Origin of the sequence: Streptomyces sp. NPDC005195 (assembly GCF_040608315.1) — a bacterium.
Taxonomy (GTDB): Bacteria; Actinomycetota; Actinomycetes; order Streptomycetales; family Streptomycetaceae; genus Streptomyces; species Streptomyces kaempferi.
The window spans coordinates 28009-41995 of record NZ_JBEXHZ010000046.1 but is presented as its reverse complement, the minus strand read 5'-3'; the positions used below and the strand labels follow the sequence as shown (position 1 = coordinate 41995).

Annotated in this window: 14 protein-coding genes and 2 pseudogenes; 5 read left to right on the top strand and 11 right to left on the bottom strand. The window is 66.5% G+C overall.

Annotation, left to right across the window (positions count from 1 at the left end; genetic code table 11):
- Positions 1-478: 478 nt before the first annotated feature.
- The 3 genes from ABZV34_RS30275 to ABZV34_RS30265 form a co-directional block, all read right to left on the bottom strand.
- Entirely contained in the window at positions 479-3166 is a 2688-nt protein-coding gene (locus tag ABZV34_RS30275; RefSeq protein WP_356283520.1) for a LuxR C-terminal-related transcriptional regulator, read from the bottom strand.
- Positions 3167-3488: 322 nt separating this feature from the next.
- On the bottom strand, positions 3489-3716 hold the full coding sequence (locus tag ABZV34_RS30270; protein WP_356283526.1) for a LysR family transcriptional regulator: 228 nt from the start codon (positions 3714-3716) through the stop codon (positions 3489-3491).
- 291 nt (positions 3717-4007) lie between these two features.
- Positions 4008-5144 (bottom strand): FAD-dependent monooxygenase, encoded by a 1137-nt coding sequence (locus ABZV34_RS30265; protein ID WP_356283517.1) that lies wholly within the window; start codon positions 5142-5144, stop codon positions 4008-4010.
- Positions 5145-5260: 116 nt separating this feature from the next.
- Between ABZV34_RS30265 and ABZV34_RS30260 the strand changes: the two genes are divergently transcribed.
- Complete coding sequence (locus ABZV34_RS30260) at positions 5261-5842, top strand: TetR family transcriptional regulator (protein ID WP_356283514.1); 582 nt, start codon at positions 5261-5263, stop codon at positions 5840-5842.
- Between the two features lie 89 nt (positions 5843-5931).
- On the opposite strand, the gene ABZV34_RS30255 is transcribed toward ABZV34_RS30260, so the two are convergent.
- Positions 5932-6279, bottom strand: coding sequence for a GNAT family N-acetyltransferase (locus ABZV34_RS30255; protein ID WP_356283523.1), 348 nt, complete (start codon positions 6277-6279; stop codon positions 5932-5934).
- A gap of 493 nt (positions 6280-6772) precedes the next feature.
- On the opposite strand from ABZV34_RS30255, the gene ABZV34_RS30250 reads away from it, so the two are divergent.
- Positions 6773-8089, top strand: coding sequence for a hypothetical protein (locus ABZV34_RS30250; protein WP_356283511.1), 1317 nt, complete (start codon positions 6773-6775; stop codon positions 8087-8089).
- Here the strand turns inward: ABZV34_RS30250 and ABZV34_RS30245 are convergent.
- Together ABZV34_RS30245 and ABZV34_RS30240 are read right to left on the bottom strand one after the other, a co-directional pair.
- Complete coding sequence (locus ABZV34_RS30245) at positions 8073-9851, bottom strand: asparagine synthase-related protein (RefSeq protein ID WP_356283508.1); 1779 nt, start codon at positions 9849-9851, stop codon at positions 8073-8075. The genes ABZV34_RS30250 and ABZV34_RS30245 overlap by 17 nt on opposite strands.
- Position 9852: 1 nt before the next feature.
- On the bottom strand, positions 9853-10446 hold the full coding sequence (locus tag ABZV34_RS30240) for a lasso peptide biosynthesis B2 protein (protein ID WP_356283505.1): 594 nt from the start codon (positions 10444-10446) through the stop codon (positions 9853-9855).
- Between the two features lie 459 nt (positions 10447-10905).
- Here ABZV34_RS30240 and ABZV34_RS30235 point away from each other — a divergent pair.
- Positions 10906-11034, top strand: a pseudogene (locus ABZV34_RS30235) (DUF6424 family protein); the annotation flags it as partial.
- 114 nt (positions 11035-11148) lie between these two features.
- Here ABZV34_RS30235 and ABZV34_RS30230 read toward each other — a convergent pair.
- Together ABZV34_RS30230 and ABZV34_RS30225 are read right to left on the bottom strand one after the other, a co-directional pair.
- On the bottom strand, positions 11149-11358 hold the full coding sequence (locus ABZV34_RS30230) for a hypothetical protein (protein WP_356283532.1): 210 nt from the start codon (positions 11356-11358) through the stop codon (positions 11149-11151).
- A complete protein-coding gene (locus ABZV34_RS30225; protein WP_356283529.1) occupies positions 11355-11675 on the bottom strand; it encodes a hypothetical protein in 321 nt (106 codons plus the stop codon). The genes ABZV34_RS30230 and ABZV34_RS30225 overlap by 4 nt, the downstream gene beginning before the upstream one ends.
- Positions 11676-11767: 92 nt before the next feature.
- Here ABZV34_RS30225 and ABZV34_RS30220 point away from each other — a divergent pair, with 92 nt between their 5' ends.
- Together ABZV34_RS30220 and ABZV34_RS30215 are read left to right on the top strand one after the other, a co-directional pair.
- Positions 11768-12595: a hypothetical protein gene (locus ABZV34_RS30220; protein WP_356283502.1), complete on the top strand. Its 828-nt coding sequence runs from the start codon at positions 11768-11770 to the stop codon at positions 12593-12595.
- Positions 12596-12620: 25 nt separating this feature from the next.
- Positions 12621-12878: pseudogene (locus ABZV34_RS30215) on the top strand (hypothetical protein); the annotation flags it as partial.
- 86 nt (positions 12879-12964) lie between these two features.
- Here the strand turns inward: ABZV34_RS30215 and ABZV34_RS30210 are convergent.
- The 3 genes from ABZV34_RS30210 to ABZV34_RS30200 form a co-directional block, all read right to left on the bottom strand.
- Entirely contained in the window at positions 12965-13174 is a 210-nt protein-coding gene (locus tag ABZV34_RS30210; protein ID WP_356283500.1) for a hypothetical protein, read from the bottom strand.
- 16 nt (positions 13175-13190) lie between these two features.
- Positions 13191-13367, bottom strand: a complete 177-nt coding sequence (locus ABZV34_RS30205) for a hypothetical protein (protein WP_356283497.1) — start codon at positions 13365-13367, stop codon at positions 13191-13193.
- Positions 13368-13437: 70 nt separating this feature from the next.
- Positions 13438-13893 carry a transposase domain-containing protein gene (locus tag ABZV34_RS30200; RefSeq protein WP_356283495.1) on the bottom strand — a complete coding sequence of 152 codons (456 nt, stop codon included), beginning with the start codon at positions 13891-13893 and terminating at the stop codon, positions 13438-13440.
- Positions 13894-13987: the final 94 nt, after the last annotated feature.

Here is a 13987-nt window from a genome sequence, read left to right as displayed (position 1 = left end):
CTCGGCCAGATCAGCCCGATCGCCTTCGAGCAACGATCAACTACGCTGGCCTCTGCCGCATGACAACCGGTGTCCGCGATCAAGGGTCAGGGCCCCACCCTCCCGACATCGTCACACCGCCGTGACCTGCACACTCACGAGATCACCGCGACTTTGCAATCGCCCTGTCCAGAACACCTCCAGACGCCAGAGAAACCATGAGCAATCCCTACCCAACCGTGTTGATGCGCCATCCGGCCGTGGACGGCCACAAGGCCGTCACGCGCCCAGCTACGGGGCCGATACCGCCGCAAGTGACCTGTCGCGCAGTGGGAACAGCGTCCTCTCGCGGCCGTCAGGGCGACCTTGGTACGTGCTCGACCGCGTCTCGCACAGTCCTGGGTCTCTCCCCCCGCGCAGGGGCAGCAGATCAGACGTCGGCGGACTGCCGACACTCTGCCCCGAGAGGAACGGGGTCAACACGTTCTCGTCCGGGCCTCTACCGAGTTGTCGGCGCGCCAGTGGACTCGTCATCGGGGCCCAGGCCCAAAGCCTTGCGGATTTCCCTCCGGCTTGTGATGCCCAGCTTGGAGAATATTTTCTGCAAATGATTGTCCACGGTACGGATCGACACGACAAGCTGTTCTGCAACCTCTGCACTGCTCATGTTGCGTGCCGCCAGTAGTGCAATCTGCCGTTCACGTCCGGTCAGCTGAGCCGCGGAACCCATGGAGATCGATATCGGCGTGCGAACTCCCGGGCATTGATCGAACAGTCCGGTAGCGGTTCGCATTGCTTTGACTGCGGCACGTTTATCTCCCCGACGCGCATATATTCGCGAGGCATCAGCATGCGCTTCCGCGGCGAGCAGGCGGGCTCCGCATTTTTCAAATTCTTCGCCTGCAGTCTCCAGTGTGGAGGCATCCGACCGTGCCAGGGCTTTGATGTACTGTACTCGCGCCGAAAGCAGCGGACCTTCGGGGGGCGGGACGTCTTGAATGTGGCGGGCGGCCGTTTTGGGATCGCCCAGGCGGGCAAGGGAATGGGCTGCCTCCAGCCTGATTGTTTCTCTGCGGCCTTCGGTCTTCTCAACGACACCCATGAGTAGTTGCTGCCCGAGAGCGATGTTTCCGTCGGCAACTGCGGCCCATGCTTCTGCGACGCCGTGTGCTCCGACTGCGTAGGCAAGAGAGTCGCCTCCCGCGCCGATGCCGGCTCGGGCTCGCGCCATCGCCTGCGCGTCGCCGACCAGAGATCCCGCCTGGAGCAGACAGCACTGCAGGTAGGTTCGCCCGAGGGGCCAGCCCTGCTCGACTCTGCTGGCGAGGACCCGCGTCAACCGGTCAGCTGCTTGGCGCGCGTCTCCTCGCAGAAGTTCTGCTTCTGCCCGGACGCCCTCGAGCATGGCGCGACCGCTGGGCGAGTCACGGTAGGTGTCGGAGTTCTCAGCTTCACCTAGCAATGTGAGGGCGTCCGCGACAGCACCGGATTGCATCAGTGCAATCGCCTGGGCAAGATCCTTCATGATCGGATGGTGACTGAGAAATATATGGCTGTGGCGGTGAGATTCTGGCGAACTGAGGGCATCCACTGTGCGCGCGGCCTCTTCCGGCCGTCCGTCGTGAGCCAGGAGCAACCCCAGCGTTATACACGCTTCCCAGCGAACATACGGGTCTGGTGAATCCTTGTAGAAGCTGAGCAGGCTTTCTGCTTCCGACTTTCGGTTCAGATGCAGTAGGAACTTCGCTCTCCTGACCTGCAGAAGGCCACTGTAGTCCACGTCGGGCAGAGTTTTATCGTCTGCTGTGTCGGCGCCGTTTTGTGCGGCAGCAGCCTGGGTCAGAATATCCTCGGCCTCTTGGAATTTCTCCAGCCCTTCCAGCGCTGTGGAGCGGGCGAGCCCCACTATTGCCATCTCGCGGGGACCGCGAAGCGTGGACCAGGCGGCGGCGAGGACTTCGCTTGCCGCCTTATAGTCGGCTGTCATCCAAAGCACTGTCCCGAGGAACGTTGCAGTTTCCGCCGTCGGCGCTATTTTCCAAGCCGCCTCCGCAAGATGTCGAGCCTTTTTCAGATCGAGGGTCGCAAATGAGATCATCGCAGCATCCATGAGCACGGCTGGGCTTGCGTTCTCCCCCAGTTCAATGCTCCAGAGCGCAACTCTCAACGCAACGTCACTCCGGCTTCCGGAGTCTTCACGGTACAGATCTGACAGCTCACGTATGCGGCGGCGCCGCTGCAGCGAGGGGAGAGAATTCCGAAGTATTTCGCTGTACAGGGGATGGACGAAACGAACTTCTTCTTCGGCGCCCTCTTTCCGGATCGCCAGGACTGATCGACTCTCAAGCTCTTCCAGAAGTGAGATGTCGCATATTTGTAGCAGACGCCGGAGGATGACTGGTTCCCCTACGGCCACAGTCTGCAGTAGCGTCACTTCCGCGGGCGAGTTTTCTTTGATCTGCCCTTTGAAGAGATCTTCGAGACGGCTCTCGGTGGCAATTTCTCCCGACAGCGACCACACTCCGTTTTCGAATGTGAGCACATTTCTTCTCTCGCTTGCGAATATCAGCTCTCGCAGCATCAGCGGGAGGCCATTGCTCAGGCGGTGAAGCTCGGATGCAGTGATCGAGTCAATGGGACCGCCCGCAATGACAGAGGCAAGCTGAGCGGATTCTTCCTCATTGAACGACCGAAGATCGACCCGTTCGAGCAGGCCCTCTTTCCACAGCGTAAAAACATTCGGACTGGACGCTGCATCGTCTCGACAGGTAGCCACAACGACGACATCGTGGTGACTGATCATCTGGTGCACGAGGAGGCTGGATGCGTTATCGAGATAATGTATGTCGTCAATGCAGAGGAGGAGGCGCTTCCTGCCCGCACTTCTCTTCAGGGAAGCGGCCGCTCCAGCCAAAACGAAATGCGGTTCAGCCGTCGCACTCGCCTCGGGTGAAAGCCACGGCGCGAAGGCACCCAGTGGCAGTTCCTGAGAAGCGTGCGTCGCCGAGACATTCAGCGAACGGTAGCCGTGCTCGATCGCAAAATCATTCGCATGGAGTGCGAGGCGCGTCTTTCCCGCGCCGGCAGGACCGACAATGATCAGACCTCCCGCTTTACCCTCCCTCAGGAGCTCCTCCACGCGCCGCTGTTCAACAGCGCGACCGACCAGAGGCCACTGCGTATCCATGAAGCCTAGGGTACCGCTTGAGGTGTAAAGCCGCAGCCGTGGCAAAGTCTCGGGTGATCTGCGTGATCTCGTCAAAAGGATGCGCAGGACAGCGGAATTCAAGTACCCGAGCACTCTTGATATTCGCCGCCGTATCAGGCGTCCCCCGGATCAGTTTTCTCCTGTCGAGCAGAGGCAGTGGCCGATCGGATTCCTGCTCGCAAATGGAGAAGCGTTGGGTAGGTTGCTGCATCGTCAGAGCTTGTGTGACGTGAGGAATCAGCCCGCGCATGACTGCGGGAAAGGCTGAAATATGCAGACCGCCTGTGTCGACGGAAGCTTTTCACTCACCTGACTGCAATGAATCGGAGGATGTTCGGTTCGTGTTCTGCCAGAAGAGCAGAGCGGCGCGAGTCAGGCGAATCATCCGACCGTAAGGCTGAAACACCGGCTGGCCGATCTCTGATTCTACTCCGGCCAGTAGTCGACATACGGAAAGTGGAGTCATGCCAAGCATATCGGCAGCGTGCGTGAGGGAACCTGCACGCGCTACGGCCTGCAATGCTTCCACTTGTTTCGCGTCGAGCACTTCGTCGCCCCGATCAGGAATTATCGCGGTCTCCCCTGAGTGCGCTCCAAGCGGTTGGCCGCGATCCTTTCAGCGGATTTCTGGATCCTCTTCGGCTACCATCTCTCGTGGATCAGATTTGCGTCATGAGTAGAGAATGCTCATCGTCGATCGCGTTTACAGAATCAGCAGAGCATGGAAATTGATTGCTTTTCCTCGACCGGACCAACAGGGTGCATTGCCTGCTGGGCGTCGCGGGCAAAGTCTGCAGGCTCAAGGGCCCCACTGGAGGGCTCATCGGTAGTTGAGCTCGGCGAGTTCGGTGGCGAGCTTGCGGGGTAGCGGGGTGTGCCCCGCAAAGCGCATGGCGGTGTTGCGCAGAAGGCGTGCAGCGGGGTTGCGTGTGGTGGCGATGCGCGTCATGCGGTCGGTGAAGGCGACGACGCGTTCGGCGATCGGTCGTCGGCGGGCTTCGTAGCCGTCGAGGGTCCCGCCGGCGAACGCGGTTCCCAGAGCGTGGCCGTCCTGGATGCCGGTGTTCATTCCCTGTCCGCCGGCGGGGCTGTGGACGTGCGCTGCGTCTCCGGCGAGGAAGAGCCGCCGCGCGCGGTAGTGGTCGGCGACCCGGTGGTGGACGCGGAAGCGTGACGACCAGGCAACGTCGGTGACTGTGGCCTGGCCGGGCGTGCGTTCGTCGAGAAGTTGCTGCACGAGGGTGAGGTCGGGGTGTTCAGGTGCCTGGTCGGTGGTGGCAACGATGCGGTAGTGGCCGCCAGGTAGCGGGGCGACGACCAGGAGGCCACTGGCCCCGAAGGTCAGGGAGACCTCAGCCGGGCCCGGGGCCCAGTCCATCACGACGTCGGCGAGGACGAACGACTCGGCGTAGGCGCTGCCGGTGAAGCCGATTCCGGAGGCCTCTCGCACCGTGCTGTGCCTGCCGTCCGCCCCGACCGCGTAGGCGGCGCGCAAGGTGTGTCCGGTGTTGGTGGTGAGGGTGACGCCTTGTTCGTCCTGGACCACGGTGGTGACCTGGTGGGGGCGGTGGACGTCTCCGCCCAGGGATCGCAGCCGTGCCAGCAGGACGGCTTCGGTTTCATACTGCGGAACCATGAGGGTGTAGGGGTGCGGGGTGGGGAGCTGGTCGAAGGGCACGGTGAGGAGTCGGCGAGCGCCGTCCCGGACGGCGAATCGGGTGAGTTTTACGCCTCGGCTGATCAGTTCGTGGGAGGCGCCGAGTTCGTCGAGGACCTCAAGGGTGCGGGCGTGCACGACTGCCGCGCGTGAGGTGTTGGTCCCTTCGTCCTGCTGGTCCAGCAGGACGAAGTCGATGCCGGCGAGTGCCAGGGTCACCGCGAGCGCGAGGCCGGTGGGGCCGGCGCCTACGATCGCGACCTCGGTGCGGCCGGGCAGCAGGGGGGCAGGGCTGTTCAAGGTGGGCCTCCGGGAGCAGCGCGAATCGAATGCCAACGTGCGTTGGCAAACGGGTGTTGATAGAGTGCACGCAACACCCCTGGCGAGTCAACAGGCGTTGGCCTACAGTTGTAGGCATGACGCAGGACATCGACAGCCCACCTTCAGGCGCCAGACGCTCCGACCGCACCCGGGCAGTGATCCTCGACGCGGCCCGCCGCCGCTTCGCCACGCATGGCTTCGAGCGCACGACGATTCGCGCCATCGCCGCAGACGCCGACATCGATCCGTCGATGGTGATGCGCTATTACGGCAACAAGGCTCAGCTCTTCGATGCCGCACTCGACATCAACCTGCACCTGCCCGACCTGTCCGTCGTGCCCGCGGATGAGCGCGCCGCAACGCTGGTCCGGCACTTCCTGCACATCTGGGAGCAGGACGAAGCCGACGATGCCCTGCTTCTGCTTCTGCGCTCGGCTGTCACCAACGAACAGGCCGCCGCTCACATGCGCGCGATCTTCGCCGCACAGGTCGCGCCTATACTCGCCGGCCCGGCCGGCCCCGAACAGGCTGCACGAGCCGGTTTGGCCTCGGCCCAGCTCCTCGGCCTCGCCCTCACCCGTTACATCCTGCGCATCCCGGCCGTCGCCCACCTCTCCCCCGAACAGGTCGTCGCCACCCTTGCCCCCGCCATCCGCGTCACCCTTGAACAGGAGTGACCCAGGGACTGGCCAGTTGTCCATCCGGCGCCCGATGGAGGTCCGGCGGCCGACCGCACCCCGCAATTCCCGGAGCGTGTCCGGCTCTTTCAGGTGCGGCTTCGAGAAGGTCCCCTCACGAGCCTGAATTCGGCCATGAGCAGGCCAGGCGCCCTCCGAACGGTGCCGACTCGGGCGAAGCCGAGACGTTCGTACAGGGGGATGGCCGGCCGGTTGTCCGCACCCGTGCTGACCAACGCCGTGCCGCCGGGAGACAGCCCGGTCACCAGGTGACCGAGAAGGGTCCGTGCCGCACCGCGGCGGAAGAACCCCGGATCGACGCACAGACGATCGATGCCCATGCCGTCCTCCCCCTCCAGAGGCCGCCAGGCGATGAATGCGGCAATCCGCCCTTGGGAAGTGACCATCCCGAGCCAGTTCAATGGCTGGGCCTGCATCTCCTCCACGGTCTCAGCAAGTGCGAGGGTCAGGGACGGCGGTCCCGTCGGGCTGCGGCATTGTCCAGTTCTCATGCAGAGTCCGGGACAGCAACTCTGCCTGCGACCGTGGTAGTTGGCCTGCGCTTCGCTTGGTACGGGCCTTGACGAGCCAGGGTCCGATCATGACGCGCTCGTCATCGACCTCGATCCATTCACGGGCGCCGGGAGCGCGTCCCCAGCGCTGGACGAAGAGCCGGAGAATCTCGGCGGTCTGTGTGAACGTGCGCCGCCGTGGTGTGACCGGCCCGCCCGGAGTGGGCTTCTGGCCCAGCGAGCGCCGGGGAGGTCCCACGTCCGGGGGCGTCCGATGGCGCTCCCGTGGATCACCACGGACGATGGTGACGAACCGTCGGCACGGCAGCGGATCCCCCGCGGCCGCGCCGTGCACGTATGTCCCGGCACGGCATGCGTGCCCGGCGCGGTCGCGGTCGCGGTCTCAGGAGGTGATCGGGTGCGGAATTCCCTCACGCCCCACGCGGGCTTGCACCCGAAAGTGCTGAGGCCCTCGCTGAACACCCGGCGGGCCCAGCTCAGCGTGGCAGGAATCCTGCTGGTCCTCCTCGGGACGATAGGGCTGCTGGGCTGGTTCGGTCTCGGCAACTTCGCCCATGCCCTGACCTTCCCCGGTCGCCTCACCGGTGCCGTCCTCATCGCGGTCGCTTTCACCACGCTCCTGGCTGCCTGCGCGGTCCTGGACCACTGGGTCGGGCACACCTTCCAGTACTCCGGCCTCGTCGCACTGATGGGTGTGTTCTTGGCGCTGCTGACCGACGCCCTGCTCATGCTCAGGACGCTGAAGAACGGCGATCTGGTGGTCTTCCCAGCGCTTCTCGGCGCACTCGCGGCGGGGGCGGCATGGGCTCTCTTCGTCGTGTGGCGGACGTCGGTCACGATCCCCGCCCCGAAGCGGGTGGCCGCTGCGCTGCTGGTCTCCTCGATCCTCGCCGTCGCAAATTTCGGCTATCAGAACCTTTATCTGCCGTACCGGCGTGAGGCCAGGCCTCTCATCACGTTGTCCGTGGGGAAGGCTGTGTTGAGCAAGGATCGCAAGGCGTTCGCCGTACCTGTTGACATCACGCTCAAGAACCAAGCCGACGTGGGGTTCTATGTGCTCGGCACGGAAGTCCACGCCATGGGGGAACGGGTGCCGCTGAGCCCCAAGGACCGCCTTCGCGAGCAGTGGCGAAACGATGCCGAGCAGTTTGCCCGCTCCTTGGGTGAGATGAACCCGCTCTCCCGCAGGGAGATTCACCAGCCTGGCGAGTTGGTGGAGGCAAAACCCTGGATGTCGCTCGGACACTGGATCGAGCCGGGCGACGCCTTCGCCACGCGCATGGTGATGGAACTCCCCTTGGACACGCGGTATGACCAGGTGGCCTTGTATGCCTCGGCGAGCCTTGCGCGCAAGGACCAGATCGTGCTGGAGTCACCGCTCAACTTCGTGAGGACCTCCTGGGGTGGTGGCTACGTCCCGAAATGGGTGAAGGACCAACAGAAGATCGGCCTCGACTCCCTCCTCTTCACTGCCCGGCTGCACGAGAACAACGCGATCGACGAGAACACCACGGAGCCGCGCTTCGTCAACGTCTATTGGACGTTCGGCGCGCACGGTGCGATCCTGCAGTCCAGCATCACGCGCAAGGACGAAGATGACAACAGCAAGTTGTCCGGGGAGGAGCAACGGGAGCTGGTGAGCCGGTACGGTCTCGTCGATCTCGTCGCTGGCCCCGTCGAGCGGACCCTGTGGGACATCAAGAACCAGCGCTGAGCCCCTCCAGCCAGGCCACCAGCGCGAGCGAGCTGTTCATCCGGTCCCAGGCGTACGCGTCCCCCATGCCGAGCTGCGCCTCCCGCACAGCCCGGCACAGCGTCTCGACGTCGAACATCTCCGTGACGAGCGGATGCTGGGCGGAGCGGCACAGGCCGATGAGTTCCTCGCCGTGTCTGCGCAGGCCGCGTGCGTAGAGGTCGTCGAAGGGGACTTTGACCGCCCTGTCGCGGATCGGGGCCGGGAGCAGGTCCGCCAAGGCCTCACGGAGAACGGCCTTCGGACGGCCCGGCCGGAACGTGGCTGCCGCGGGGAGGCGGCTCATCGTGGCGACGACCTCGGGGTCGAGAAAGGGGTGCGAGAGGAAGAACCCGTCCTGTGCGGCCCGATGCCAGGACAGCGGATCGGGGGCGGCGAGGTAGTTGGCGGCGTCGTACAGCGACTGTTCCGGTCTGCGCCCGAAGACGAAGCGGCTCTCCGCGATGCGGGCCTCCCGGAACCCGTGAGCCCGCGCGAATCCGGGCCGCAGCCATCGGGGGCGGGCGAAGGTGCCGAGCCCGCCCAGCACCGTTCCGCCGCAGGACAGTGCGGTGATCCGTTCGGCCGTGAGCGGGAGAGTCGGCTGGACCACGTAGGCGTGGACGACGTCCCGCAGGCCCCGTTCGCTCCCTGCGGCCCAGGCGCGTGCCTGCCGGGTCATCTGCCGGAGCTGGCCCGTGCGGGCGAGCCTGTGCAGGTGGAAGGGGTTGGCGTCGGCGACCGGATCGGCCCCGCACCCGGTCAGGAGGGTGTCGCAGCCAAGTCCCGCAGCTGCGCCGTGGAGTCTGCTCCAGAACGGGGCGCGGAACGCGTGCGCCTGAGGTTCGTCCGCGTCTCCCGCGTGGTGGCGGAAGTCGTCGAAGTCGGCCACGTCGTCGGCGTCGACGATCACCGGGCGGGCCGCTGGGGTGTGCCGGCGGATCTCCGCCAGTGCGAGGTCGATGTACGGCTGCTCCGCGGCCAGCTCCCCCTGGGAGAAGCGCCCGGCGAGCAGGACGAGCTCTCGCGGGCAGCCGGACCCCATGGCCAGAAGACGCGCGGCGAGCAGCGCGACACCCGTGGAGTCGGTGCCGCCCGAGACATGGCATGCCGTCGTCGTGCCCATACGGCGTCCGACGGCGTTCTCCAGCGCCAGGCGCAGGTCCTGCGCGGCCTCGTCGAGGCGGGGTCCGTCGGCTGTCGGCGCGGGCGCGTCACCGGCGGGACGGGCGCGGCGCAGCGTATGACCGCGCAGCTGCCCGGTGAGGGACAGCTCCACCACCTCACCGCCGAGGACGCGGTGCACGCCGGTGAACGGGGTCATGTCCGTGTGCGGTTGCGCCATGTTCCCAGTGAGGTACCGGCAGAAGTAGCGGGGGTCCAGCCCGTCGGCGCTGCCCAGGGCTCGGGCGGACGTGCTCACGGCGTTCACGCGGTCCCCAGTCACCCTGAAGAACAGGGGGATGCGTGCCTGCTCGTCGCGGGTCAGGAAAATGCGGTCGCGGCACACCAGTACGGCCGCGTAGTCGCCGGCCGGTGACGGCAGGGCCGCTCCCTGCCGTCCGTAGGCGTCGAGGAGGGCGTGCGCGCCCGTCACCCGGTCGCGGGCCGAGCCCACCCAGCCGACGACGGCCGCGGTGCCGGCCGGCGAGGAGACCGTCGTCACGAGTCCATGACGCGCCATGGCGTCGGCAGCCCGGAGCTTCGGGGCGCCGCCCGCCCACTCGAGGCGGAGGGCATCCATGTCACCGTCCCCCGCCGTCGATCGAGAGCACCGGGTCGAAGGCGTGCCCTTGCGGATCGGCGTCCGGGATGCACTGACCGGCCGAGACCGTCCAGGCGTGCAGGGCGAACGGGTGCTCGCGCACACCGACGTGGAGTACGGCCTCCAGACCGGACCGGCGCAGCAGGACGAAGGCTGTCACCGCCTCGGACTTGCAGTCGCCGTCGACCAGCCAGCTGCCGCGGCTGTGCGCCTGCACCGCTCGCTTCAGCCGTCGGACCTCCTCCGCGGAGGGCACGTCCGCGCGGGCGTATTCCGGGGCGGCCAGGGACAGCAACCGCAGGACCCGCCCGAATCCCACGGTGCGGATCAGCAGGTGCACTCCGCGCAGCCAGGGGCCGACATCGGCGTCGGCGTGCTGCTTGCGGCGGTCCCGGACACAGCCGGCACGCAGGAGGACGGTGACGAGCTCGGCGCGTTCCTGAGGGGTTCCTTCAGCGAACTTACGGAGATCCGCCGTCGCCATCCCCAGGAAACGCGTCCGTTTCCAGTCCGCGATCAGCGCCCCGTCAGACATCCCGCTGACACGGCAGTGCGGTGACAGGATCCTTGCCATGGCTGCCAGGGCATCGGTGTCCTCTGTCACCGCACTTCCTCCCACGTTCAACTGTGAACAGCGTCACGACAGGTAACCGTGACCGTCGTAGAGTCCGCCGCTGAAGCCCCGGATCAGACGGCCGTTGCCGAGAAGGACCAGCCGGTGCGACTGACGACGCCGCAGAAATCGGAGAAACATCGCCCACCTCCAGATCGGGCAGGGCCACATCAACTCCAGGCTACTCTGCCCGGAACGCCCCGCAACCGCACTGCCGACCCCGATCAGGCCGGCTTCCACGATCGTGGCGCCACACAGGACTACACACCGTCAAACTGCCGTGCACGCAGGGACTTTGCCCACGATCACGGTCGTCCGCCCAGGTCGCGGTCGGCCGGTCGGCGGCGCACGCAGGATGCAGGGGGATTCAGCCCCGCGAGCCGGTGGCCGATCCGTGAGGCCGAGCCAAGGAGGTCAGCCATGGGTCACTCCGAACCCCGGCCGGGCGGCACCGAATCGGAGAACCATCCGTGGAGGATCCGCCTCGTCGAGCACCCGAAGCGCTTTGAAAAATCGTCACACTTGTGGGCCGCTAAAGGGACAGCCCACAAGGTTCTGCACGCCATGGACGATGCCGACTGCCGTGCGGGCCGAGGCCCGTGGACGGCACGGGGGCAAAGAATTCCGAGCGCTGGGAGATGCACCGCGGCGGCAGCCTGTGGGTCAGGGGACCCCGGGTTCCGGGCTGAAGGCGATGCCCGTGACGGCACCGCCGACTGTCATGTCCCGCCGCGTCCCGATGCCGGTCGGGCGCACCCGCAAAAGGGTGTCGCTGCCTCCACTGGCGAAGCGCTTGCCATCGGGGCTGAAGGCGGTCGCCTGGCAGGAGCCGTCGTGCTTGACCTCGAGTGCCACGGTACCGAGCTCACTCATGACCGGCTCCTCCTACCGACCTCCTGCCCGACCGACCGCAGTGCGACGTCGAACGTCGCCGCTCCGCGGCGCACGGTCACGGGCCATCGTCGCCGGGACAAGACCGTCCGGGTTGCCGAAGGGCCGTCACCGGCGAAGTGGATCAACTCGTGGCCGACGTGCTGGAGGGCCTCGACGAGCGCGAGCGCGCAGAACGCGTCGCGGCCGCCGCCGGTGCCGCGGGCGCGCTGCCCCAGCTTGAGCAAGCACTGCGGGCCCTCGCCGCCGTACCGGTGACCCGGCTGCCCGAGCTGCTGCTGGAGGTCATCGACGTCCACTCGCACCGCCTGGGCGCGTGGATCACCTCACTGGCGTCCAAGCGTCTGGCCGAGTTGCGGGCGTCCGGCGCCGAGGGCGTCCGGTTCGGTGGATGGAGGACCTGCGGCCGCCGGAGCCGAGGGAGCAGCTCGACGTCGAGCTGGACGACGGGGCGACCACCGTCGAGCTGTCCGGGAAGGACGGCTACATCCACGCCCCCTCACTGCACCACGCGGCCACGGCCGCCGTCCTGCGCTCCGGCTTCCTCGGCAACCCCGACGAGCAGAGCTACGCGGTCAACCTCACCTCCCGCCGCACCCGTATCGCACGCTGGCTGCTCGACGGTGTACGGCAGGGGCAGAACCTGGGCTCGCTGCTGGGCTACCGGTTCGAACGGGCACTGCACGATGCCGAACTGGACCATCTCGTCGAACGGTTCCGCCGGCAGTTCCCCCTTCCGGTCGTGCCCGAGACGCGGGCCCAGGACCCGGACGCGGATCTGTGGGCGCGCAGTGCGGAGGCCGTCTCCGCACGCAACGTCGTCGACGGCATGGCCCTCGCACGGGCCGGGGCCGATGCGTCCGACTGGGCCAGTGTCATCGATGGGGCGCCGGTGGTCGCGTCGGATAGCGACCGGGCGGCGGTGAACCCGCTGCTGGCCGACCTCACCGACGCGCTGGACGCGGTCGGAGACCTCGTGCTGGCCGAGAGTGTCCACAAATCGGACGGCAGCCCGATCCGCGCGGGCCTGACCGCCGACACCCTCGGCTGCGGCGAGGACGTGCCGGACACGTTCCGTGTCCTGCGCCCCCCGCACCGGGTCAGCAGACTTGCGCCCGCCACCCGGTCTGCGTACCCGATGCTGACCGTGCGGCTGGAGGGTGAGCGGGAGACGTGGTGCTCACGGCCCCGCATCTCGATCAGGTCCTCGAGCTCGTGATGTCGACTGCCTGACAAGCACGTTGGCAGGGCCCGCGTGGCTGCGTTGGTATCCGGTCTTTTCGCGTGTGCTGTTCGTGCTGACGGGTGCCTCCCGTTCCAGGCTGAACGATCGGGTGGGTGATCTGCAGGCGATGGTGGCTCAGCACCCGCTCGTCGCAGCCTTTCCCCGTGAAGTCCGTTTGAGGGCGGCCGTGTTGGAGGATATCGAGGAGCACGGTCCTGCCCAGGCTGTGTGGGTACCGCTGGGCGGTGGTGAGCCGCGGTCGTGGACGGAGTTGTGAGGAGCTTCGCTGCGCTGGTCTCGGACCAATTGCCCGTGATCGCGAGGAGGAGTGTTCTGGCGGCCGACGCTCGATGCGTCGAATGCTCAGCGGTAGAGCGTCCATTGCTGGGAATTGCCGTCGGTGCACCTGACGAGCGTGACGTGGCGAGTGTCCCCCGATCCCTCGCCGAGGCAGGTCTTTGTCCCGTTGTTGATCAGCTCGAAGCCTGCGGTGGTGAAGTACGCATTCCACAGGGCTGCCGGGTCGCTGGACGAACACGGCTTCATCGTTGCCTTTCCGCTGCGCGCGACCAAACACAGTCGGCCAGGGTCATTGCGTGGTCCCGTCGGGCAGATACTCAACCGGCTGGTGCGCCACCGGCGGGCGTGCCCGGATCAGCAGATGGGCCCCGAATCCGAGATAGGCCTTCCACAACTCGCCCCCGGGGAAGCCCCGGTCCATGATGACGAGCATCTTGCTCGCCGAGGTTGCCAGAGTGATCGCCAACCCTCGCTCACGCTGTTGAATCCGCTCACCGCCGCGTCGATCTGCGCGTGCGTGCCGCACTCGGTCAGTGTCACCACCCGCACTTGAGGAACCCTGCCGGCCGGCCGTTTTTGACCGGCCCACCGAATGCGGCCCGGTTGGCCGGTGTGTCCGGCGCGTCCACGAACCCGTCCACCGCGGCCAGCGGCATCCTGCGGTAGAAGGAGCCCTCCGGGCTCACGGGGGCCAACGGGTCGGCCAGCTCGCGGAAGACGGCTTCCAGGACCAGCGGTCCCAGACGCCTGCGCGCCCGCGTGAACGAGGACTTGTTCGGGATGGTCCCGCTCAACTCCCGCATGCTGACCACCAGTTGCTCTACCGCATCGTCATAGGAGTCCTGCTGGAACAGCGCCAGGGCAAGCGTGAAGTAGACCATGAACCCGGCCGGCAGCGCGCCGGGCTTCTTGTCCCGGACCCGGCACTTCTCCAGCACCTCGGCGACCAGTTCCGGAGTCACCCACCGGGTCACCAACCCCCTGTCCCACATGATCGGACAACCCTACCCAAGGATGCATGTCTAGGTCGGCGGGGCGTACGACGCCCGACGACATCCCGCACCGCGCCGCGTGCGTTGCGGCAGG